20 protein-coding genes are annotated in these 23,850 nt (G+C 38.7%); 14 read left to right on the plus strand and 6 right to left on the minus strand.

Translation table 11 applies throughout. From position 1 onward, the window contains the following. Positions 1–33 precede the first annotated feature (33 nt). Positions 34–1,554 carry a UDP-N-acetylmuramoyl-L-alanyl-D-glutamate--L-lysine ligase gene (locus tag IGK86_RS02000; RefSeq protein ID WP_080120651.1) on the minus strand — a complete coding sequence of 507 codons (1,521 nt, stop codon included), beginning with the start codon at positions 1,552–1,554 and terminating at the stop codon, positions 34–36. 203 nt (positions 1,555–1,757) lie between these two features. On the opposite strand from IGK86_RS02000, the gene IGK86_RS02005 reads away from it, so the two are divergent. The 4 genes from IGK86_RS02005 to IGK86_RS02020 all read left to right on the plus strand — a co-directional run bounded on the left by IGK86_RS02005 (position 1,758) and on the right by IGK86_RS02020 (position 6,176). Further along, the gene (locus IGK86_RS02005) at positions 1,758–3,407 is read left to right on the plus strand and encodes a putative polysaccharide biosynthesis protein (RefSeq protein ID WP_002364837.1); all 1,650 of its coding nucleotides are present in this window, start codon (positions 1,758–1,760) and stop codon (positions 3,405–3,407) included. Between the two features lie 108 nt (positions 3,408–3,515). After that, a complete protein-coding gene (locus IGK86_RS02010; protein WP_033627744.1) occupies positions 3,516–4,250 on the plus strand; it encodes a pseudouridine synthase in 735 nt (244 codons plus the stop codon). Positions 4,251–4,383: 133 nt separating this feature from the next. Then, positions 4,384–5,799, plus strand: coding sequence for a dipeptidase PepV (gene pepV, locus IGK86_RS02015; protein WP_002358655.1), 1,416 nt, complete (start codon positions 4,384–4,386; stop codon positions 5,797–5,799). A gap of 143 nt (positions 5,800–5,942) precedes the next feature. Beyond that, on the plus strand, positions 5,943–6,176 hold the full coding sequence (locus IGK86_RS02020; RefSeq protein ID WP_002355504.1) for a hypothetical protein: 234 nt from the start codon (positions 5,943–5,945) through the stop codon (positions 6,174–6,176). A gap of 164 nt (positions 6,177–6,340) precedes the next feature. Here the strand turns inward: IGK86_RS02020 and IGK86_RS02025 are convergent, their stop codons facing one another. Then, positions 6,341–7,360 carry an acyltransferase family protein gene (locus tag IGK86_RS02025; RefSeq protein WP_010816321.1) on the minus strand — a complete coding sequence of 340 codons (1,020 nt, stop codon included), beginning with the start codon at positions 7,358–7,360 and terminating at the stop codon, positions 6,341–6,343. Between the two features lie 235 nt (positions 7,361–7,595). On the opposite strand from IGK86_RS02025, the gene IGK86_RS02030 reads away from it, so the two are divergent. From IGK86_RS02030 to IGK86_RS02050, 5 genes are all read left to right on the plus strand, one after another. Beyond that, positions 7,596–8,549: an ABC transporter ATP-binding protein gene (locus IGK86_RS02030; protein ID WP_002363150.1), complete on the plus strand. Its 954-nt coding sequence runs from the start codon at positions 7,596–7,598 to the stop codon at positions 8,547–8,549. Beyond that, complete coding sequence (locus tag IGK86_RS02035; protein ID WP_010828546.1) at positions 8,550–10,067, plus strand: ABC transporter permease/substrate-binding protein; 1,518 nt, start codon at positions 8,550–8,552, stop codon at positions 10,065–10,067. Between the two features lie 141 nt (positions 10,068–10,208). After that, positions 10,209–10,664 (plus strand): arginine repressor, encoded by a 456-nt coding sequence (argR, locus tag IGK86_RS02040; protein WP_002355509.1) that lies wholly within the window; start codon positions 10,209–10,211, stop codon positions 10,662–10,664. A 33-nt stretch (positions 10,665–10,697) separates the two neighbouring features. Further along, the gene (locus IGK86_RS02045; RefSeq protein WP_016617070.1) at positions 10,698–12,206 is read left to right on the plus strand and encodes a phosphoglucomutase/phosphomannomutase alpha/beta/alpha domain II; all 1,509 of its coding nucleotides are present in this window, start codon (positions 10,698–10,700) and stop codon (positions 12,204–12,206) included. A gap of 23 nt (positions 12,207–12,229) precedes the next feature. Beyond that, positions 12,230–12,784, plus strand: a complete 555-nt coding sequence (locus IGK86_RS02050; RefSeq protein ID WP_002367997.1) for a GNAT family N-acetyltransferase — start codon at positions 12,230–12,232, stop codon at positions 12,782–12,784. 124 nt (positions 12,785–12,908) lie between these two features. On the opposite strand, the gene IGK86_RS02055 is transcribed toward IGK86_RS02050, so the two are convergent. Next, a complete protein-coding gene (locus IGK86_RS02055) occupies positions 12,909–13,772 on the minus strand; it encodes an RluA family pseudouridine synthase (protein WP_164548298.1) in 864 nt (287 codons plus the stop codon). A 342-nt stretch (positions 13,773–14,114) separates the two neighbouring features. Here IGK86_RS02055 and IGK86_RS02060 point away from each other — a divergent pair, with 342 nt between their 5' ends. The 5 genes from IGK86_RS02060 (at position 14,115) to IGK86_RS02080 (ending at position 21,745) form a co-directional block, all read left to right on the plus strand. Next, positions 14,115–16,301, plus strand: coding sequence for a PBP1A family penicillin-binding protein (locus IGK86_RS02060; protein WP_002366159.1), 2,187 nt, complete (start codon positions 14,115–14,117; stop codon positions 16,299–16,301). Positions 16,302–16,363: 62 nt separating this feature from the next. Beyond that, positions 16,364–16,705, plus strand: a complete 342-nt coding sequence (locus IGK86_RS02065) for a YlbF family regulator (protein ID WP_002355518.1) — start codon at positions 16,364–16,366, stop codon at positions 16,703–16,705. 155 nt (positions 16,706–16,860) lie between these two features. Beyond that, positions 16,861–18,096: a metallophosphoesterase family protein gene (locus tag IGK86_RS02070; RefSeq protein WP_016616980.1), complete on the plus strand. Its 1,236-nt coding sequence runs from the start codon at positions 16,861–16,863 to the stop codon at positions 18,094–18,096. Then, a complete protein-coding gene (locus IGK86_RS02075) occupies positions 18,093–20,804 on the plus strand; it encodes an ATP-binding protein (RefSeq protein WP_438741962.1) in 2,712 nt (903 codons plus the stop codon). Before IGK86_RS02070 ends, IGK86_RS02075 begins: the two co-directional genes overlap by 4 nt. Beyond that, positions 20,801–21,745 carry a 3'-5' exoribonuclease YhaM family protein gene (locus tag IGK86_RS02080; protein ID WP_002355522.1) on the plus strand — a complete coding sequence of 315 codons (945 nt, stop codon included), beginning with the start codon at positions 20,801–20,803 and terminating at the stop codon, positions 21,743–21,745. Before IGK86_RS02075 ends, IGK86_RS02080 begins: the two co-directional genes overlap by 4 nt. A gap of 39 nt (positions 21,746–21,784) precedes the next feature. On the opposite strand, the gene IGK86_RS02085 is transcribed toward IGK86_RS02080, so the two are convergent. From IGK86_RS02085 to IGK86_RS02095, 3 genes are all read right to left on the minus strand, one after another. Then, positions 21,785–22,813, minus strand: a complete 1,029-nt coding sequence (locus IGK86_RS02085) for a peptidylprolyl isomerase (protein WP_010713893.1) — start codon at positions 22,811–22,813, stop codon at positions 21,785–21,787. A 163-nt stretch (positions 22,814–22,976) separates the two neighbouring features. Continuing rightward, positions 22,977–23,321, minus strand: coding sequence for a YtxH domain-containing protein (locus IGK86_RS02090; RefSeq protein WP_002355526.1), 345 nt, complete (start codon positions 23,319–23,321; stop codon positions 22,977–22,979). Next, positions 23,322–23,747, minus strand: a complete 426-nt coding sequence (locus tag IGK86_RS02095) for an HIT family protein (RefSeq protein ID WP_002355527.1) — start codon at positions 23,745–23,747, stop codon at positions 23,322–23,324. Positions 23,748–23,850 lie beyond the last annotated feature (103 nt).

Below are 23,850 nucleotides of genomic sequence, written 5' to 3' on the forward strand. Positions count from 1 at the left end.
ATAGTAAGTGATAATCCTTATGCTTCTAAAAAATTATTTGTCAATAATCATTTTCGCAAGGGCAAAGTCTCCTGCGTAAGGTTCATCTACGCCGTTTACTTTTTGATAAAGGTCGGCGCCTTTACCAGCTAAGACAATCGCATCATCAGCCGTTGTGCTTAAAGATAATGCGTGAGCAATTGCTTCGCCACGATCTAAAACGGTGTAAACAGGCATTTCTTTGGTAATATGGGCTTGAATTTCTTGGCAAATTTTTGCTGGATCTTCACTGGCTGGGTCATCGGTTGTTAGGACTGCAACATCAGCCAATTCAGAAAGAACCCTACCAAAGTCTTTGCGGCGAGAAATCGCTTTGTCTCCCGTACTACCGACAAGAACAATTAAGCGGCCGTCAGGATGTTCTTCACGAACAAAGGTTAAAAGATTCTTCAAACTGTCATAGTTATGAGCGTAATCAACATAGACGGTTGCACCGTTGGTATTCGTTAAAGATTCCATCCGGCCAGGGACGGTGGTTGCTGCGATCCCTTGTTGACACTCTTCTTTTGAAGCTCCCACAAGGACACTAGCAATCGCCGCACTTAACGCATTACCTTTGTTAAAATCACCACCTAAACGAAGGTGATAAGAGCCAGCCAATCCTAACGCATCTGCAGGACTTTCAACGATAAAACGTAAGGAATCCTCTGAAGAAACAGCGAATGAATAGTCAACTTCTGAAGCTGGCTGACTGCCATAGACAATGGCAGGGACTTTTTGCTGTTGTGCGGTTTCTTTAAGTAATGGAAAATAATCAGCTTCGTGATTCAACACAATGACTTTAGAATGTGTAATCAATTGACGTTTGCAATAAAAGTAATCGTCAAAGGTTGGATGTTCAATTGGACTGATATGGTCGGGGGTAATGTTTAAAAAAATGCCGACATCAAAAAACAGCTTGTAGACACGATTAGTTTTGTAGGCTTGGGAAGAAACTTCCATAATAAAATGAGTCATCCCGTTAGCAACAGCGGTTGCCATCATTCGATACAAGTCCAAAGATTCGGGTGTAGTCAATGCAGATTTAAAGAATGTTTTGCCATCTAATGTCGAATTCATGGTAGAAAGCAAGGCTGTTTTTTGTTGTGTAGCAACATCTAAAATATATTTGGTGAAATAAGCCGCTGTTGTTTTACCTTTGGTTCCAGTAAAGCCAATCAGTTTTAATTTATTTTGTGGATAATCATAAAAAGCCATGCTTAACACAGCCATTGCTTTTTTAATGTCAGTCACGATAATTCCTAGTTGCGCCGGAACCTCATAAGGCACCTCAGAAACATAAATTTCTAGGCCGTCTTTTACAGCATTTTCTAAATAGATTTCTTTAAAGTTTAATCCTTTACAAAAAAAGAGTGTTTCTGCTGTTACGTCTCTCGAATCGTAAGAAAGAGCCGTTACTTCTCGTTGACCTAACGTGTCGGAAAGGGTCAAGTGCCAGCCTTCTGGTGAAATAAATTCTTTTAATAAATCTTCTTTTTCTAAGCAATCGCGAATTGCGAATAATGAAATCGTCACTTTTTTTGCCTCCAAACGTTTCAACGAAATTTCAAAACTGATGTCATTATAGCATTATTTTTCTTTTAAAAAAACCATCTCGTTAGCGTGAGAAAATCCATGAGAAATGTTAAAATAGGATAATTCTTCGAGAAAGTCGTTGCATATCCCAAGATGAACAATTAAAATAAAGAAAGCATACTCAAAGAATATTGGAGGACAAAATGATCAATCAACCAAATTCAGTTGATCAACCAATCCTGACGAACCAAGAAAAAATGGTCAAAGGCTCAGCTTGGATGACAGCTAGTAATATTATCTCCCGCATGTTAGGGGCGATTTACATCATCCCCTGGTACGCTTGGATGGGCGAGCACGGAAACGAAGCGAACAGTTTGTTTTCAATGGGGTATACGATTTATGCCTTATTCCTAATGATCTCTACCGCCGGAATTCCAGGTGCGATTGCCAAGCAGACCTCGCATTATAATTCATTGAACGAATATAAAATTAGTCGACAGCTTTTTTATCGTGCCTTACAACTAATGGGTGGCTTAGGTGTGGTTTTTGCTATTGTGATGTATTTGGCATCTCCGGCATTAGCAGCTTTGTCTGGCGGAGGTCCTGAATTAGTTCCAACAATGCGTTCATTAAGTTTAGCCGTTTTAGTTTTCCCAAGCATGAGTGTCATTCGCGGTTATTTCCAAGGAAATCAAGAAATGATGCCCTTTGCTTTATCACAAATTGTTGAACAAGTAGCACGAGTTTTTTACATGTTATTAACCGCTTTTATTATCATGAAAGTCTTTGAAGGTAATTACGTTACAGCGGTGACTCAAGCCACTTTTGCGGCATTTATTGGGATGCTCGCAAGTTTTGCGGTTTTAGGTTATTACATGTACAAACAAAAACCATTATTTGATTATTTAGAAGAACACAGCGCCAATGAACATGAGATTGCCCCAAAAGAGTTATTGATTGAAACTTTTAAAGAGGCGATTCCTTTTATCGTAGTTGGCTCAGGTGTGACGGTCTTTAAACTTGTCGATCAGTTTACTTTCTCAAACTTTATGCGTTTGTTTACGGATTATTCAGATACCCAATTACGAGAGCTTTTCGGTATTTTTAATGCCAATCCGGACAAATTAACCATGATTGTCGTGGCTTTAGCGACTTCGATTTCGGCTACTGGATTACCGTTAATTACAGAAGCGGTCACCTTAAAAAATCACCGTGAGTTAGCGCGTTTGATTAGTAATAATTTACAACTTTTTGTGTTTGTAATGTTGCCAGCAACGTTCGGCATGATTGTTTTAGCGCAACCACTATACACTGTTTTTTACATGCCAGATGCTTTAGGCACTTCTTTATTAGTGCAAGCTTGTTACGCTAGTTTATTCTTGGGCTTGTATATGTTAGTGTCAAATATGTTGATGGGGATGTATGAAAATCGTGACGCAATGCGTTATTTAGGAATTGGTTTAGCAGTGAAATTAATCGTGCAATTCCCCGCAATCCGTTTATTTGAAGTTTACGGTCCGTTATTAGCAACGATGATTGGCTTTACGGTTTCTTGCGTATTGATTCTAAGAAGAATTCGTCAAGTGACACGTTTTAATTACAAATTAACCTTACGGCGAACATTGTTAATGTTCTGTATTACAGTCATCATGATGATTATCGCTTTGATTTTCCGTCAGTTCTTGTATCTATTTTTAGATCCAACTAGACGTTTCCAAGCCTTCATTATCGTTGTAATTGTGGCTGCTGCAGGAGGCGCTTTTTATGGCTATTCGGTCTTGAAGATTCGCTTAGCTGATCGTTTATTAGGGAAAAATGCCGCAAAATTACGTGCAAAATTCAATATTAAATAATAGCTGATTGAACTCCTTTCAGCAGATTCTCTTAAGAGACAAGGCTTGAGACATCGATCGATTCGATTTATGTCCCAAGCTATTTTTTTAAAGGAAAGAGGAATGACGATGCGTTTAGATAAATTTTTAGCCGATGTTGGTATCGGTAGTCGTAAAGAAATCAAACAATTGTTAAAGAAAAAAGTCGTTACGGTGAATGGTGACGTCGTAAAAGAAGCCAAAACACAAGTAAATGAAGAAACAGATCAAATTGCCTTGATGGGAGAAATTCTTACGTATCAGAAATTCTTTTATTACATGTTGCATAAACCACAAGGTGTCATTTCTGCGACAGAAGATCAGCGAGATGAAACGGTAATTGACTTGTTAACTAATCAGGATTACCGTGCCGACTTGTTCCCAGTTGGTCGCTTGGATAAAGATACTGAAGGCTTGCTTCTGTTAACAAATGATGGTCAGTTAGCGCATCAATTATTATCACCCAAAAAGCATGTGGATAAAGAATATTTAGCTGAAGTTGAGGGACTTGTGACAGCGGATGATTGTCAACTGTTTGCGCAAGGATTTGCCTTGAAAGATGGAGAAATGGTTAAACCAAGTCGTTTAGTCATTGAGACGATCAATGAGGAAGAAGGGACTTCCGTAGTCCGTTTAGTGATTCAAGAGGGGAAATTCCATCAAGTCAAACGGATGTTAGCCACTGTAGGCAAACCTGTGATGTATTTAAAACGATTACGAATGGGCGAACTATGGTTAGATGAAACGTTAGAACTAGGGGAATATCGGCCCTTAACAGAAGCCGAATTACAACAACTACAACCTAAACAATCATACCTCAATTAAAATAAACAAAAACCCAGCCCTTTCTGCGGAAAAGATAAAAAATTTCTCGAAAAATAGTGTCGGGTTTCTTTCTTTTTCTGCATAAAATGGTATGATTGACTATGTAGAACTTTATGAATAGGAGTGACAACAAATGACAATTGATTGGACAAAAGAAGTCGAAGCACGTAAAGACGACTTATTAGAAGATTTACAAAACTTATTACGGATCAACAGTGAACGTGATGATGCACAAGCAACACCTGAAGCGCCCTTTGGACCTGGGCCAGTTGCTGGCTTAAAACACATGTTAGCGTATGGTGAACGTGATGGCTTTACGGTGAAAAATGTCGACAATTACGCTGGACACATTGAATATGGTGAAGGCGACGAAACGTTAGGGATTTTTGGTCATATGGACGTTGTTCCTGCTGGTGATGGTTGGGAAACAGATCCTTATGAACCAGTCATTAAAGATGGCAAAATTTATGCACGTGGCGCGAGCGATGATAAAGGCCCAAGTATGGCTGCTTATTACGCAATGAAAATTATCAAAGAATTAGGCTTACCCGTGTCTAAAAAAATTCGTTTCGTAGTAGGAAGTGACGAAGAAAGCGGCTGGGGCGATATGGATTACTATTTCCAACATGAAGAAGCGCCAGACTTTGGTTTCTCACCAGATGCTGAGTTCCCAATTATCAATGGGGAAAAAGGAAATGTGACGATTCGTTTAACTTTCCGAGGCGGTAACGGCGCTGATTATAAATTAGAAAGCTTCAAATCTGGTTTACGTGAAAACATGGTTCCGGGAACAGCAGATGCTGTTGTAACGGCTGCTTCAGCAGACGAAGCGGCTTCACTAGCTGCTAGCTTTGAAACATTCATCAAACAAGAAGCAAAAATTTCAGGTAACGCAGAACTTTCAGATAAAACAGTGACTTTCCATGTAGTTGGTAAAGGTGCTCACGGTGCTAGCCCACAATCTGGAATTAACGCAGCGACTTTCTTGGCAACTTTCTTAAATGATTACAGCTTTGCAGAAGGCGCATACAGCTTTATTAATACCATTGCTGAATTTATCCATGAAGATTTTTATGGCGAAAAATTAGGTGTGGCTTTTGAAGACGAAAAAATGGGTAAATTGACAATGAACGCTGGGATTGTTAACTTTGATCCAGAAAATCCTGAAAATAGCTTAGTAACATTAAACTTCCGCTATCCAAAAGGAACTTCAGCAGAAGAATTACAAGCAAAAGTTCAAGCAACAGTCGGTGAAACGGTCACTGCAACACAAGGAGATCGCAACCAAGAACCGCATTATGTACCAGTTGATGATCCATTGGTGGCAACGTTACTACAAGTTTACGAAGACCATACAGGCGAAAAAGGCCAAGAACAAATCATTGGTGGCGGTACTTATGGCCGCTTATTAAAACGTGGTGTTGCCTATGGCGCAATGTTCCCTGGCTACACAGACACAATGCACCAAGCCAACGAATTTATGGAATTAGATGACTTATTCCGAGCAGCTGCTATTTATGCAGATGCGATTTATCGTTTAGCGAAGTAAAGTAAAAAAGCTGTTTTCGATTTTCGAAAACAGCTTTTTTTGCAATTTTTGCCTTTTAAAAACCCAAAATCAGAACCGTCAATTTACTGAAAATTTCTTGCAAATCAAAGGATCCCACGATACGATAAATAGGAGAAAAGGCAATGAGTGAAACACTTATTGTTAACTATTTAATCAAAGGACGTGTGAAGATGAACGTAGAAGAATTAGTTCAAAAAGCAAAAGATTTAATTGGAGAAGGCAACGTGGAACATGCGCAACAATTCATTGAAGAACATAAAGATGAATTAGGCGAACACTATCATAAAATTACAGCGATGTTAGCTGATACAACGACCGATGGTTTGTTTGATAAAATTAAAGGATTGTTTCAATAGTTGAAAAAAATCTGAGATAAAAGTGTTTAGCTCCAAAAACCAAGTAGGTACGATGATTTCATCTGTTCATGCTTCACAGTGAAACATTGCAACTTTCGCCGTTTAACAGTTTTTGAGCGTGGAGCAAAAATCCAAAGTGATTTTTGTCCCACGCTCTTCTTTTTTTATTTAACTTTTAACCATTGTTTTGGCAACACATACGCAATTGGATTAAAAAGATAATCCGCTCCCCGTTTCACCACAGGCATATTCGTAATAGCTAAAATGAAGAGGGCTAAGAAGAAAAGTGCCAGGATTCGGAAAGTAAACCATTCTTTAAAGAGTGTGTCTAATTGTAAACCACTTTCCAACAGAATAATTAAGGGCATATGCAAGAGATAAGGGTAAAGGGTATCTTTTCCTAGGGCGCTTAAAGGTAACTTTCGTTTCGGCAATAATGCAAACCAAGAAAGAGACACCAATGCTGCAGCAACGTAAAAGAACAGCTGAATGAAACTACTGTATTCAAAGGCCGGACTAATTTCAGCGTAGGAAGCCCAACCAGTTAAGAAGCCCCAAAATTTCGTTGCCAATGACCATTGACTATTTACAAATAAAAAGGAGCTTAAAATTACACCTATCGCTGCCCATTTGACTTTGCGATGATCTAAAAAGGTTTGCAGCTTTTGAATATCCATTAAGTAGCCACAATAGAAGAAAGGGAAGAAGCCCAGAGTCCGTCCTAAAGACAAGAAACCTTCCACAGGTAAATAGCCTGAGGCGCAGCCGATAACAACGATAATTGGCAACATGATTTTCGGCTGAACGCGCTGAAGAAAGATGGTAATTAAGTAGAAACTTGCTAAGGAAAGTAAGTACCAAGGAACGCCCGTTTCGTTCAGTAAATCAAAATTCATTTTATTTGCAAAGGCGAAATTAGCAAGCGTAATCAACAACTTCGCTAAGAGATAAAGCCAAACAAAGGAAAGTAAACGGAGATATTTTCGTTGTTTAATGGCATGTTTACTGAAGAGTCCAGAGACAAAAATAAAGGCTGGCATATGGAATGAATAGATCCAAAAGTTGATCGTTTCCATGAGTCGTGAAGGAGAAGCTTCACGATCTAAAATATGCCCAAAAATCACTAAGAAAATTAAAAAAAGTTTCACGTTGTCCCATTTATAAATTCGCTTGTCGTTTTCCATAACGATCACTCCTTTTAGTAGAAAACAGTTCACTTTTGTTTAAGGCAGAAGAGGACAATTTTTCCATTCATTGAGTAGATAATTGTAGATACGAACCGGCAGCCGTTAAATGAGCCCCACATACTTGCGCTTAAAACAAAAAATTAGGCAGGATGTTAGTCTTAAATTATACTGAAAGAGTGACGATCCTCCAAAGATTTTGTTTATTAAGAAGTGAAAGATGCGGTGAAAATAAATGATAAAATTTCAAAATGTTTCAAAAGTATATCAAGAAAATGCTGTTTTGTCCGATGTGAATTTAACAATCCAACAAGGCGAATTTTTTGTATTAGTAGGGCCGAGTGGTAGTGGAAAAACGACGACTTTGAAAATGATTAATCGGCTCATTGAGCCAACGACAGGTGAAGTGGCTCTCAATGAACAAGCGGTAACCAATTATCCTTTACGTGAATTACGACTAAAAATTGGCTATGTTCTTCAGCAAATTGCCTTATTTCCTAACTTAACCGTGGCGGAAAATATTGAGTTGATTCCTGAAATGAAAAAATGGCCCAAAGAGCAACGCAGAGAGCGAACCATTGAACTATTGAAAAAAGTTCAGCTGGATCCTGAGGAATATCTGCATCGTAAGCCAGCAGCGCTTTCAGGAGGCGAACAACAACGTATCGGAATTTTACGCGCCATTGCAGCTGAACCAGAAGTGATTTTAATGGATGAACCTTTTAGCGCGCTAGATCCAATTTCAAGACATCATCTTCAACGTTTGGTGAAAGAACTTCATCAGGAATTAGCGAGTACCATTGTTTTTGTAACCCATGATATGAATGAAGCTTTATTGTTAGGGGAGCGCATCTGTATTATGGACGCTGGTAAAATTATTCAAGTCGATACGCCAGAAGCCATTCAAAAACATCCGAAAAATAACTTTGTCGGTCAATTTTTCAAACAATCTTCGCCAGAACTAGCGAACTATTGTGGCGCTGACTTGACTGCATTTTTAGAAGCCGCAGATGAGACGATTGAGCCAGTGCCGACTGTTTTCATGGAAACCAATTTAAAAGAGATTGTCCAACTCATTAATGCGCAAGAGAAAGCAAATTTAGTAGAAAAACAACAAGTTTTAGGGTGTATCACCTCAAAAACGATTACTCGTTTTATGGAACAGCTGTTGGAAAGCGAGGGACAGTAGATGCAAGCACTGATTGAAACTTTTTTCGCTCGAAAAGAAGAATATCTGCAAGCGTTAATCGAGCATATGCAATTGTCCTTTATTTCGTTATTATTCGCTGCATTGATTGCCATTCCTTTAGCCATTTATTTAACGAGTCATCGCAAGTTAGCGGAAAGTCTGTTACAAGTGACTGGGATTTTCCAAACAATCCCTTCTTTAGCTTTGCTAGGCTTATTGATTCCGTTAATTGGTATTGGTCGACCACCGGCAATTGTTGCGCTAGTGATTTATGCCTTATTCCCAATTTTACAAAATACCTATACTGGTTTGACGGAAATTGATCCTTCGTTAGAAGAAGCCGCAGAAGCATTTGGTATGAGTAAAAAAGAAAAACTGTTCAAGTTTGAGTTGCAAATGGCATTACCATTTATTATTTCTGGGATTCGAACGGCTACCGTTTTAATTATTGGTACGGCCACGTTGGCAGCGTTAATTGGAGCAGGCGGTTTAGGGACCTTCATTTTATTAGGAATTGATCGAAATAATTTATCGTTGATTTTTATTGGAGCTCTTTCATCAGCTGCACTAGCAGTCTTATTTAATTATGGAATTCATTGGTTGGAAAAAGCGAATGGGCGGCGACTAATCATTGGCGGTACTATTTTAGGCCTTTTGTTAGGTAGTTCATTTTTCTGGAATCAACAAACTTCTTCAAAGGAAAAACAGCTGACAATTGCTGGCAAATTAGGAGCGGAACCAGATATTATTATTAATATGTATAAAGCCTTAATTGAAGAAAATAGCGACATTCAGGTGACGTTAAAGCCAAACTTTGGCAAGACTACTTTTTTATATAATGCCTTGAAATCAGATGAAATCGATCTTTATCCAGAATTTACAGGAACAGTGATCGAGACCTTTTTAAAAAATCCTCCTCAGCTAGACAATCAACCTCAAGTAGTCTATGAAGCGGCACGCGCTGGCTTGAAAAAACAAGAAAACCTTACTTTGCTGAAACCGATGCGCTATGAAAATACGTATGCCGTCGCAGTTAAGCGCTCATTTGCAAAAGAGCATCAATTAAAAACGATTAGTGATTTACAGAAAATTAGCAATCAGTTGAAAGCAGGTTTTACGTTAGAATTTATTGATCGGCAAGATGGTTATAAGGGATTACAAGAAAAATATCATTTAAATCTGAATGTTCAATCGATGGAACCGGCGCTACGCTATCAAGCGATTAATAATGGTGAGGTAAATGTGATTGATGCCTATTCAACGGATAGTGAATTGAAACAATACGATTTAGTAACGTTAGAAGATGATCAAGCACTATTTCCGCCTTATCAAGGAGCACCACTTATTAAAACAGCAACGTTGGAAAAATATCCAGAATTAGCAGAAATATTGAATAAATTGGCAGGGAAAATTAGCGAAGAAGAAATGAGTGAAATGAATTATCAAGTCAATGTGGAGGGGCAGGACCCTAGCATAGTGGCGAAAGACTATTTAAAAGAAAAGAATCTTCTTAAATAAGTATTTTTTACTGAAAAAGACTGGTATATAAACATTTATCCAGTCTTTTTCAGATAAATAAAGAGTTTAATGTGAAAAGTACCTGTATTTTTACTCATTTTTGGATATAATAAAAGAAATGAATGGAGAGGAGTGGTCTATATGAAAAAAGCAGAACGTCAACGTTTGATTAAACAATTAATTATGCAACAAGAAATTGAAACACAAGATGAATTAATCACTCGTTTGGAAGAACTTGGCGTCCGAGCCACTCAAGCGACTGTTTCAAGAGATATCCGTGAAATGAGTATTGTTAAAACACATGGTGCAGATGGTCGTGTCAAATATGCAATTTTTTCTCAAGCACAAGGCACAAGCAGTGAAGAGAAATTACGAGAATCAGTAAAAGATTCAGTTGTTCGAATGGAGCGAGTACAATTTATTGTCATCTTGCATACAGAGATGGGAAATGCCGATGTGGTGAGTAACTTTTTAGATGAAGTAGCTTATCCAGAAGTGGCTGGTACAGTGGCTGGTGCGGATACGATTATTGTGATTACACGTTCAGAAGAGGATGCGGAACACTTTATCGAACGCATCGAAAATATGATTTTTTAAAATTGAAAGCATCAATAGAAGGGAGTTTTTTTCTTGGTAGAATTGAAAGCGCTACAAAATGGTTCGGATATTCGGGGAATTACTTTGGATACGGAAGAGCAAACTGCAACATTAACCGCAACAGCAGTAGCCGAGATTGCGGTGGGCGTGGTTCGTTGGTTACAGGATAAAAAACAGCTGCCACGAAAGGCACAACAGCGCCTGACAATTGCAATCGGACATGATAGTCGTCTAACGGCGGAGCCGATTAAGCAAGCATTAGTAGATACGTTTCTTTCATTAGGTATTCAGGTGATTGACGTTGGTTTAGCTACGACGCCTGCTATGTTTATGGCTACTCAATTTCCAACGCTTCAATGTGATGCAGCGATTATGATTACAGCTAGCCATTTGCCTTACTATTTTAATGGCTTGAAGTTCTTCACAGCAGAAGGTGGAGCAGAAAAAGAAGATATTCGGTATATTTTATCTCATACTGATCCGCTGACAGCCAATGAAAATGGCACACTGATGAAGCAAGAGTTACTGCCAATTTATGCGGAGCATTTGGTGGAAAAAATCCGCCAAGGAATTCATTCGCTAGAAGAGAAACCTTTACAGGGCTTTCGAATTATCGTTGATGCGGGTAATGGGGCTGGGGGCTTCTTTGCGGAGCAGGTTCTTCAAGTTTTGGGCGCTGATACGACGGGATCACAGTTTTTAGAACCAGATGGGCATTTTCCTAATCATGTACCTAATCCAGATAATTCTGAAGCAATGAAAAGTATTCAAACGGCTGTTTTAGCTAATCAAGCAGATTTGGGCATTATTTTTGATACAGATGTAGATCGTTCGGCTGTGGTGGACCAATCAGGTGAGGTACTAAACCGAAATAATTTAATTGCTGTTTTAGCGGCAATCGTTTTAAAAGAAGCGCCTGGTAGTTATATTGTGACAAATTCGCCAACCTCAAGTCATTTAAAAACATTTATTGAAGAAAAAGGCGGCCAACAGATTCGTTATATTTCTGGTTACCGAAATGTCATTAATAAAATGATTGAATTGAATCATGGGGGCTTTCAGACACCGTTAGCCATTGAAACCAGTGGTCATGCAGCGTTTCAAGAAAACTACAATCTGGATGATGGTGCATATGTCGTGGCGAAAATTTTAATGTTGTTACCAGAATTGAAACAAAATAATCAAACGTTAGGTGATCTAATTGCTACATTGAAGCAACCGGCAGAAACCAACGAATTTCGCTTTAAAATTACTGCGGAGGATGTTACTTGTTATGGGCAACAAGTCTTGCGAGACTTTGAATTGTTTGTAGAAAATCAAGCAGACTTTGCTGTGGACCGTGAAAACCAAGAAGGTGTTCGAGGAAACGTGTCTGGTCAATATGGCAGTGGGTGGTTTTTGCTACGCTTAAGTCTGCATGAACCGTTGCTTGTTCTTCAGGTAGAGAATGACCAAAACGATAAAAATGCGTGTGTCATCGAAAAAATTGCCACTTTTTTACAAAAATACGAGGAAATAGATAGTCAGCAAATAGAAAAATAATCTAGGAAATTAAAGGTGTTCTTATGGAAAATGTCTTAAAAGGAAAACACATTGGCTTTTCTCATTTTAGAGAAGAATATATCGAACATATTGCAAAACAGCAATGGGATAATGAATTGCTTCGGCATTTGAGCTGGGATGCTTTACATCCGTGGGGGCTTGAAGAATGGAAAGATTTCACAATTAATAAAGGAGAAGATGATCGATTTCTATTTGCTATTTTAGAAAATACGACAGAGGAATTTATTGGTTGGGTTTCGTTGTCTGATGTACAGTTGAAAAATAGAGGGGCCAATTTAGGGATTGCTATTTTACAAAAAGAGCAACGTGGTCAAGGATATGGCTTTGAGGCGGTGTCTTTAATTTGTAAATTTGCTTTTTATGAATTGGGCTTGCACAAAATCAGATTAGCTGTCAATAGTAACAATCAAAAAGCGATTCATGTTTATGAAAAAGTAGGCTTCAAAAAAGAAGGAATTGATAGAGAAGCGTTATTTCAAGATGGCCAATGGCTGGATATCTACAATTACGGAATTTTACAAAAAGAGTGGCTACAAATGATTAAGGCTGAGAGTTAGCTCAGGAACTGTTTAACACCAAGACACTGAGCAAACGCAGATATACCGTTCTCAGCAGTGAATGTGCGGTAAAATAAAAAAACAGAAGAAATCGGCGGTTACCGTCCGATTTCTTCTGTTTTTTTTACCATAGGCCAGGCGCTGCAGTCACAACGATTTGTTTTTTTGTAAACGGATGGAGTAAATGAAGTTGTGAAGCATGGAGCATTAAACGAGCTGCCTGCGATTTTGGGTTGTATAACGGATCACCAATAATTGGATGCCCTTCGCTAGCTAAATGGACCCGAATTTGGTGCGTCCGACCTGTTTCTAAAACACAGGTAACTGCGGTTTGATTATTAGAAAGAGCTTGGACCACTTGGACATGTGTAATCGCTGAATCCCCTTTTTGAGGATCAATCCGTCGTTTCCGGCGATCATGCCGATCACGACCAATCGGCTGATTGATTGTCTGCTCTTTTTGGTTAAAGTGACCAGCTACAATCGCTTGATATTGGCGGTAAATTTGTTTTGTTTCTAATAAACGCCCTAAAATAGGTAAGACAAAAGGATTTTTAGCAAAGACAATCGCACCACTGGTTTCTTTATCTAATCGATGAACGACATAAGGGACCTGATTTTTCTCAGCTAAATAGGCAGCAACATGATTTAACAAGGTGTCTGTTTCCTGTGGCTGATTTGGATGGGTTTTAATGCCATAAGGTTTATTTACAATCATTAAATGTTCGTCTTCATATAAAACTGTCACACGCGTTGCTTCCCCCAAATGAATAGTGGGACGCACATAATCGGTTTCTTCAAACGTTAAGGTGACACAATCGCCAGCTTGGACTGGAAAATGAAAAGCAGCTGTTTCTCCGTTGATTTTGACATTTTTTCGCGTGCGTAAAAAATGGCGCACTTTTCGAGGGACTAGCCACTCATTTTCTAATAGTTCTTTTACAGTCATTGTTGAAAAATTTTCAGGTAATCTCATTGAATATTCCACCAAATCCCACCTTTCACTGATTCGCTATTTAGTGTAACAAAGCTACTCAAAAGGTCAAGTCAGAACGGAAAAAAAGCTGAAATTTGTTAGAAAGGCAGTTCCTTGAGAGATTCTTAAACAAATTTACATAAAAAACGAAGAAAAGCATGATAGAATAGAGGCTAAATAAAGACTCGTTTCTAAGCGTAAGCAATTATTTACCTCTAGTGAAGGCCATATTTCCTTTGCTACAGCGAAAAGACCATTGAAATTGTTTTTCAAGAATTTTTCATGCTTTAGACCTAGGTCGTACCCACAAGAATATGGTAGACTTAGCCAAGAAACGTAAACAGAGGGAGTACTATGGATAATCTTAAACAATTTTTTAGTAAAGTCGGTGTCGGATTACGTCATTTTTGGACGTGGATAAAGCCTTATTTAATACAATTCCATCAAGCCAGAAAGCGGATTTGGAAAAAGTATCAAATCAATAAAATTTTCTTGTTAATTGGTTTGGTAGTCGCTTTAGGTGCCAGTATTTATTTATTTTACTTAGCCAAGTCCGCAAACGTTGAGACCCTAAAATCGGGGCTAAGTGAATCAACACGCGTTTATGATGAATCAGGAAAAGAAGTCGGAAAATTATTCGGACAAAAAGGGACTTTTGTGGAACTGGATAATATTTCTCCTTATATTCAAGATGCGGTTATTTCAACTGAAGATCGCGGGTTTTATCAACATAAAGGGTATTCCATTAAAGGGATTGCTCGTGCGGTTGTTGGAAAATTGACCTTCGGGAAAATCGGTGGCGGTGGTGGCGGAAGTACAATTACGCAACAATTAGCCAAAAATGCTTACTTAACGCAAGAGCAAACGTTAGATAGGAAAGCCAGAGAATTATTTTTAGCGATTGAAATCGAAAAGAAATATTCGAAAAAAGATATCTTAGCAATGTATTTAAATAATTCTTATTTTGGTAATGGTGTCTGGGGCGTGCAAGATGCAGCTCGTAAATATTTTGGCGTGGATGCGTCCCAAGTTACAGTGGGGGAAGCCGCAACGCTAGCGGGCATGTTAAAAGGGCCAGGAATCTATAACCCAATTGATTACATTGACAATGCCACAGCGCGACGGAATACCGTTTTACAACTTATGGTCGACAATAAAAAACTGTCTCAAGAAGAAGCCAATCAAGAAGCGAGTGTTAACTTAGCGAGTCTATTAAATGACACCTATGTTGGCGACGAAAATAGTTACAAATATCCATATTATTTTGATGCGGTAATTGATGAAGCGGTCAATCGTTATAAATTTAAAGAAGAAGATATTTTAAATAAAGGCTACAAGATTTACACTTCTTTAAATCAGGGGTATCAAGATGCGATGGATGCAACTTATAAAAATGATGCACTATTTCCACCCAATGCAGAAGATGGTGCCATGGTTCAAAGTGGCTCTGTAGCCATTGATCCGAAAACCGGCGGCGTGCAAGCACTGGTGGGCGGTCGAGGGGAACACGTTTATCGAGGCTTTAACTTTGCAACGCAAACAAAACGTTCACCAGGCTCGTCCTTAAAACCAATTTCTGTCTATACACCAGCTTTAGAGGCTGGCTATAAACCAGACTCTGTTTTAGAAGATAAACCACAAGATTATTATCCAGCGCAAAACTATAGCCGCACGTACAGTGGAGAAGTTCCTATGTACCAAGCCTTAGGAGAAAGCTTAAATTTACCAGCGGTATGGTTATTACATCAAATTGGTTTAGATAAAGGCTATGAAAAAACAGAGAAATTTGGCATTCCATTATCAGAAAAAGATCGGTACTATGGTTTAGCCCTTGGGGGATTACAAACGGGTGTTTCGCCACTAACTATGGCGGGAGCTTATAGTGCCTTTGCCAATGAAGGCTATAAAACTGAAACGCATTTAATTACAAAAATCGTCGACTCAACTGGCGCAATTGTAGTTGATAATACTAAAGTCAAGAAAGAACAAGTCATTACCAAAGATGTTGCAGACGGGATTACAAGTATGCTGCTAGGGGTCTTTAGTTCTGGGAGCGGGGTCAACGCACAACCAGCAGGCTACGTAATGGCTGGTAAAACAGGTACGACAGAAACCAACTTCGATAGTAGTAAAACGAACGATCAGTGGGTGATTGGTTATACACCAGAAGTTGTCATTGCTACTTGGCTAGGCTTCCAAGAAACCAGTAAAACCCATTATCTGGAAGGTAGTAGCGCCACATATGCTTCTCAGGTGTTCAACAGTCAAGCCAGTGGCATCTTGCCACAAGTCAAACAAGCACAATTTCCTGTCGCGGATGCTTATGCCACAGGTGGGAAAGTTGTTGATAGCAACGATAGTTTAACTGGTGGTGCCAATTCTAATTGGCGGGATAACTTGAAAGATTTTGGAAACTCTGTTCAAGATGGCGCTAGCAATTTCGGAGATACATTGAATGAAGTTGGGGGACAAATTAAAGACGGCGCGAAAAAAGTCAAAGACAAGATTGAAGGAATTTTCGGAGGCTTATTAGGAAATTAGTTGGGAAAACCTAAGAGAAATGGTACAATAAAGATGAAACTATTGAGAAAAGAGGGATTCCATTGAGTAACATTTATGATACAGCCAATCAGATTGAACGTGAACTACGTGAGTTAGACGAATTTAAAGCATTACAAGCAGCGTATGAAGAAGTAAAAGCAGACGAAGCAGCTTACACATTGTTTAAAGAATTCCAAGGATTCCAACAAGGACTACAAGAAAAACAAATGCGCGGCGAAGAATTCACAGATGAAGATGCTGAAAAAGCACAAAGCATTGCAACGAAAGTGCAAGAAACAGCAGTTATCAACGAATTAATGCAAAAAGAACAAGCGTTTAGCTTAGTTGTCAATGATTTAAACCGAATTATCATGACTCCTGTGCGTGATATGTATAACGATTAATTTACGTAATTGAACTCTGACAAGTTGTCTATAAGACAATTTGTCAGAGTTTTTCTTTTACTGAAAATAAAAAAACGAACAAATTTTCGTATGTTTTTACTGACCAAGCTGGCAGAAAATGATATGATAAAGGGAGGAGAAAAGGAGGGGAAACGATGAAACTATTGCATACAGCTGATTTACACATGGATCGGTCTTTTGAAGGGTTAACTGGGATCCCGACAGCCTTAGCGAAGCGCTTAAGAGAAGCTAATCAACAATTGTTAATGAATATCGTAACAGTTGCCATTCGAGAAACGGTGGACTTGGTTATTTTTGCAGGAGATACGTTTCATCAAAGTCAGACCTCTATTTCAATGCAAGCCCAATTGATGGCTGCATTAGAACAGTTGAAACAAGCAGAAATCCCTGTGATTCTAACATTTGGGAATCATGATTACTATAAAAAAGACCGCTATTGGTTTTCTTTTCCAGACAATGTTTTTTTATTTGAAAAAGAAATGGTTGAGACACTGTATTTTGAAACGAAAGCGGGCGAACAAGTGGCTGTTTCAGGGTTTAGTTATGAGCATCCCTGGATTGATGAAAATAAAGCACTAGAATTTCCTATCAAACAAGCAGAATCTGACATTCATATTGGGATTTATCATGGAGACACCAGTCGGAAAGCGCAACAAAATTATGCTCCGTTTACATGGAAGGATTTAAAAGCCACTGGCTATAATTATTGGGCATTGGGCCACATTCATCAGCCGCAAATTGTTAGTGAACAACCGCTAATTGTTTATCCTGGAACACCTCAAGGGCACACGAAAAAAGAACAGTCTTTACAAGGGGTTGCAGTGGTCACACTTTCCCAAAATCAAGCGACTGTTCAATTTGAAAAAGTCGCAGAAATAGATTGGACGAATGAAGAAATATCTCTGGCGCAATGCCGTGACACCCAAAGCGTTTTGTCTTATCTTGAAACCAGTTTGCTGACGAAGTGGCATGCGCATCAGCAACAGCAATTGATGGTGTTGACACTGAAAGAAACGCAACATTTGGATGTGACCGTGGTGCAAGCCATTGTCAATGGTGAACTATTAAGCTACTTACAGCAGCAGCTTTTACAAAAAACGCAAGGTGATTTTTTTGTTTATCGCCTAATATTGCAAGCAGAGGAACCAACGAAAGAACCGATCTATTTAGCCGCTAGTCCCAACTTATTAACGGCATTAGAAAAAACATACTTAGATCCAGTTATTTTTGAAGATACCACCAAGGAATTGTTACGTTATCCAGAATTTGCTGGAATTTTTTCAATGGATGAGCAGTGGCGATTAGAGAGCTTGCGCCTAGCACATGAGCAAATTAATGAAGACTTTACTATTCAGGAGGACCCACTATGAAATTACTTGCAGTAGAGATTGTGGGCTTTGGAAAATGGCAACAACAGAAAATTACATTTGAATCTGGTAATCAATTGCTGTACGGCGCAAATGAAGTTGGCAAGTCCACATTGTATCAATTCATTCAAGCAATGCTGTTTGGTTTTCCCACAAAGGGCAAAAGAAAACGCGATTACGCACCTAAAAATGGTGGTTCGTATGGTGGTCGTTTGTGGTTGGCACATCCTGTGTTTGGGGAAGTTCAAGTCGAGCGTTTTAAAGAAAAAAATAAAGGGCAAGCAATCATTTATTATCAACAACAAATGGGGGATGAAAAAACCTTACAGCAAATGTTACATCCGCTAACGAAAAAGTTATTTCAAGAGGTTTTTACTTTCCAACAAGAACAATTAATTACGAGTGACAAGTTGACAGAAGAGGAACTGCAAACATCCTTGTTAGCCATTGGTGTTTCTGGTAGTCAACAACTTTTGACTTACCGAAATGCGTACTTTAAAGAAGCACAAAAAATCTTTAAAGGTAAAGGACAGCAGCCATTACTCAATCAGAAGTTGGCGGCTTATCAAGAACTAAAAGAGCAAATTCAAGAGAAAGAAGCGCAGCAACAAACTTTTCAACAATTAGAAGAAACGATTCGCGAAACAGAACAACAGCGAGTGACACTGCAACAGCAATTAAAAGAAACGCAACAGGACTTGTTACAGGTTGCGGAACAGCAACGTCACTTTCCCTTGTACGTAGAATGGCAGTCGCTACCTGAAGAAACAGAGAACGTTGTTTTAGTAAAAGAAGACCAAGTTCAATTAGAAGAAACCTTTCAAGAATATATGTACCTAGATAAAGAACGACAACGTTTGACCAAAGAGTTATCTCTTCAGTCAGAAGCGCTCGATGTTCCAGAAGGCTATGCTTTTTACCTAGAACAAGAAGCATTGATTCAACAATTGTTGAATCAACGCTATGATATGCAACAATTGATGACGGAATCGGAATGGATGACCCAAACCTTTGAGCAAAATCGTCAAGAAATGGTCCTTTTAGAGAACGAATGGTCATGGTCGCCTGAACGACCACCACAGCTTTTTTATGACAACGAAACCGTTCAAAAGTGGCGCCAACAACAAGTTGCGTATACGCAAGCTCTTCAAAAAGGACAAGAACAGAAAGCATTCTTGGCTTCTCAAATTGAAAATCTGGAAGACCAGTTAACGGATTTTGAAAAAGCGCATGCCGCATTTTTTGGTGAAGCGACGCGTGCCCAAAAAGCGCAGAAAACAAGTCAACCACTTTGGTTATTGCTAGGAAGTATCCTTGCATTACTCGGTTTCTTTTTGCCAAGCCCTTTAAAATGGGGCCTAGTTCTCGTGGGAGTTAGTCTTATCGCAAAAGAAGTGCTTAGCTACGCCACTAGAAAAGAAGCTTCCTCTGATGAAGTGAAAGAAGAATGGCAGACGAAACTTTCGCAACTAGATTATTTAAATGAACAGTTCCAACAAGCGTTGAATCAAGAACGTGAGGCACAACTGCAAGTGGAACAACTTGAACAAGCAGTAGCGGAGCAAGCCCAACTTCATCAATTAGGAAAAATGAATCAAATTGATACTTTAATGAATCAGCGGGAATTGATTACGCGCTATTTATTGCTTGCTCAAACAAATGAAGAACTCATGAGTCAATTGAAGGAAAATCAACAAAAACGCCAAGGATTTGAAGAACAAGTCTTTCCATTGATGACGCATTTACCCTTGCAAGGAAAGAGCCTTTCCGAAAAGTTACACTTTTTAGAAGGATTTGCTGAAGAAATGGAGAAAGTTCGCTTTGCTCAAGAGTATCAAGCAGATGGCTATCTCAAACAGCAGTTACGAGAGTTGAAAACTAAACAGCAAGAAGCGTTAACACGAATTCAGCCTTTACTAATTCGTTATCGGATTCTATCAATCGCTGATGTTCCAATGAGGATTCAACAGCTGACCACTCAGCAAGCTCAAGTTGGTCGTGGGCAAGAATTAGCGACACAATTAGGCAATCTGTTTCCAGAAGCGGTAACAGAGGCAACGTTAAAAGACCGTTCTTTACAACTGGCGCAGCAACAAGCACTGGTAGAAAGCCAGTTAAATAAAATACAAGAACAGTATCAAGCGCTGATTTATGAAAAACAACAATTAATGACGGATGGTACCTTAGATGAGTTGTATCAACGCCAAGCGATTTTAAAAGCGGAAATCAAAGAACTAGCTCAACGTTGGTCTGGGTATCAACTGGCGGGGCAACTGTTAATGGACCTATTAACAGAGCTTTCGGAACAACAATTGCCCAGCTTATTACAGTATGCATCAAGCTACTTTGCACTTTTAACAAGCCAGCGTTATCAATCAATCCAAGTAGCCGAAGGTCAACTAGTTGCGGTGACGAAAGAACAAGAAATGTTTTATTTACATGAATTATCAACTGGCACTAAAGATCAATTGATGATGGCTGTTCGTTTTGCCTTTTTAGCAGTCCAAGGCGAGCAACTGATTTGTCCAATTATCATTGATGATGGCTGGTTACACTATGATCATCAAAGAAAAGTCCAATTAGCTGAATTATTTACTAAGTTTGGTCAAAAACAGCAAGTCATTTGTTTTTCTTCTGACCAAGAAATGGTAAGCTATTATCAGGACTTACAACAAAGAGTAATTGCGTTAGAAGGAGGAAGCGTCAAGTGAAAAAATTACGTGAATTAACAGTAGAAGAACTTTTTGAATCATTTGTTCTAATTAAAAATGCCGATGTACGTGTAGCTAAAAATGGGAAAAAGTTTATTGCCTTTACCTTTCAAGACACATCTGGCACGATTGACGGAAAATATTGGGACGCCTCTGAGGATGAAATTACACGATTTACTGCGGGAAACGTTGTTTTACTGAATGGGAAACGAGAAGTTTATCAAAACAAACCCCAAGTAAAAATTTTACACATGCGTTTAGCGACAGCAGAGGAACCAAGCCAGCCAAGTTTATATATGGAACGAGCGCCTTTGAAAAAAGAAGAGATGGTCGAGGAAATCAATCAAGTGATTTTTGAAATTACCAATGCTCATTGGAATCGTATTGTGCGCTATCTCATGACGAAATACCAACAAGAATTTTATGAATTTCCTGCAGCCAAACGGAACCATCATGCTTTTGCGAATGGCTTAGCTTACCACACTGTCTCAATGTTGCGCCTAGGCAAAGCAATTGCTAAGGAATATCCTGAAATTAACACGTCACTATTATACGCGGGGATTATTTTACATGACTTAGGAAAAGTTTTAGAGTTATCTGGTGCTATTACGACAGAATATACGGTGGCAGGGAACTTAATTGGTCATTTAGTTTTGGTGGATGAGGAAATTACCAAGGCGTGTTTGGCTTTAAAAATTGATGATCGAGAAGAAGACGTTGTCGTTCTTCGGCACATGGTCTTAGCCCACCATGGATTATTGGAGTATGGCTCACCTGTGCGGCCAAGAATTATGGAAGCGGAAATCTTACATCAAATTGATACCATGGATGCGTCCATTCAAATGATGCTAGGGGCCATTCGTCAAACACAGCCTGGGGAGTATACGGAACGAATCTTTGGTCTAGATAACCGCAGTTTCTATGTTCCAAAAGATAAATAAAAAAAGGGAGTGGTCAATCGACCACTCTCTTTTTTATGCTTATTTAGAAGAAGATTCTGTTGTTTTGCTTGAAGAATCTGTTGCTTTTTCAGAGTCGCTTGTTTTGGTATCACTTGTTTTAGAATCACTTGATTTTGATTCTTTTTTCTCTGAAGAAGAGCTTGAAGATTCAGTTTGCATGTAGCCTGCTAAAGCGTTCTTGAAGGCATCATCTTTAATTTTCACATTGGCCGCTTTTAATTCGTCACTAATAACTTTTGATTGGAATGTTGGGTCGGCTAATTTTGTATCTTCAGCAATTTTCTTAATCTCTTTTTCATAAGGTTTCATGTCATTGCCTTTTGCTTTGTTTTTCGTCATTTTCACTACATAGTAAGTTGTTTGGTACGTTTGTGCGTTTGTTGCAGCAATTGGTTCTGATACTTCGCCATCTTTTAGTTTGAAGGCTGCTTCTTTAACTTCGGCAGGAACAGTTGTTGATTGTGAATCAAATTTGATTTTACCGCCGTCTTTTTTCGTTGCAGCATCGGTTGATTTGTCTTTAGCAATTTTTGCGAAATCGCCGCCGTCAGTGATTTCTTTCTTGACAGCTTTTGCATCATCTTCTGAAGCAACTTGGATAATTTGTGCTTCTACTTCTGGATGGAAGCTTGCCCAAGCTGTTTTTAAGTCTTCATCTGTAATTTTCAAATGATCTTTCAAACCTACTTGCATTGCTTCGGCTTGTTTTAATTGTTTCTTGAATGATTTTTCAGTCAAACCAGCTTGTGTTAGTGCATCAGAGAATTTTCCGCCTTGCGCTTCCACTTGTTTTTTAGCGTCATCAAATTTCTTTTGAATGGCTTTGTCAGTTACTTTGTCGCCATATTTTTCTTCAAAGACTTTATAAATAACCATTTGGCTAAACGCTTGTTGGCTCGTGCTTTGTTCTTTAATTTGGTTATAAAAATCATCAACAGTAATTGTTGAACCTTTCATTGTTGCGATATCTTTTGAACCGCTTGAACACGCTGCTAAACTAAAAACGGCCATTGCGCCCGCTGCAGCTAAGATTAGTTTTTTCTTCATTCTCTTATGCACTCCTGTTTTTTTTAGTTTTATTTCTGTTATAACTATACCATACCTCATTTTGAAAAAGAAAGAGTCTCAGGCATAGTTTCAAACAAAATTCGTATTTACGTCACACTTTTTATTTTTTTAATAACAAAAGAAATAATTAACATCAAAGACTTTACTTTTGCTTGTTAGTTTGTGTGTCAGGTAATTCAGCCGTGATTTTAGCAATTTGTTCTTTAATTTGAGCAATCCGAGGTTCCGCTTGGAATTTGAAATCAGTGATTTCTTGTTGCAGGTCTTTTGAAAATTCAGTTGCCAGTGGAACGTTTTCTTCGACAACTGCCAAATTTCGTTGCACCTGATCCCAGTCATTCGTGACTTGATTTTTCAGTGAACGATAGTCCTCTAGCTCATTGATTAAATGTTGTCGTGTTTCTTTCCCGCTTCTTGGAGCAGCCAATAAACCGCCAATGGTACCGGCAGCTGCGCCAAAAAAGAGGCCTTTAATAAATTTTTTCATTTAGTTCACCTGCTTTGCAATGGTCTCAGCAATTTCTTGCATCGCTTCGGCGGAATAGTCCTCTTGATGGTTGCCAAAATGAATAGAGAAATCATCTTCTTTTGAATAACGGGGAATCAAATGGACGTGGGAATGGAAAACGGATTGATAAGCCACTTCCTTATTGTTATTTAAAATGTTTAATCCTTCCATTTCTGGAAAAGCTTTTTCTAATGCTCGTGCTACTTTAGGAATACGAGCAAAGACGTCGCTTGCTAAAACGTCATTATATTCAAAAATATCAGCAACGTGTTGTTTTGGAATCATTAAGGTATGTCCTTTGGTCACTTGTGTGATGTCTAAAAACGCATAGACTTTCTCGTCTTCATAGACTTTATAACTTGGGATTTCGCCGTTGATAATTTTACAAAAAATACAATCATTCATGAAAAATTCCTCTTTTCTCTAGGTTCTTTCCTTTACTTTACCACAAGTTGATTTCTCTGTGGATGAAAAAGTACGTGAGTTCGCTAAAAAGTTCGTTTCATTT

This window comes from Enterococcus sp. DIV1206, from assembly GCF_051712485.1.
GTDB lineage: Bacteria > Bacillota > Bacilli > Lactobacillales > Enterococcaceae > Enterococcus > Enterococcus faecalis.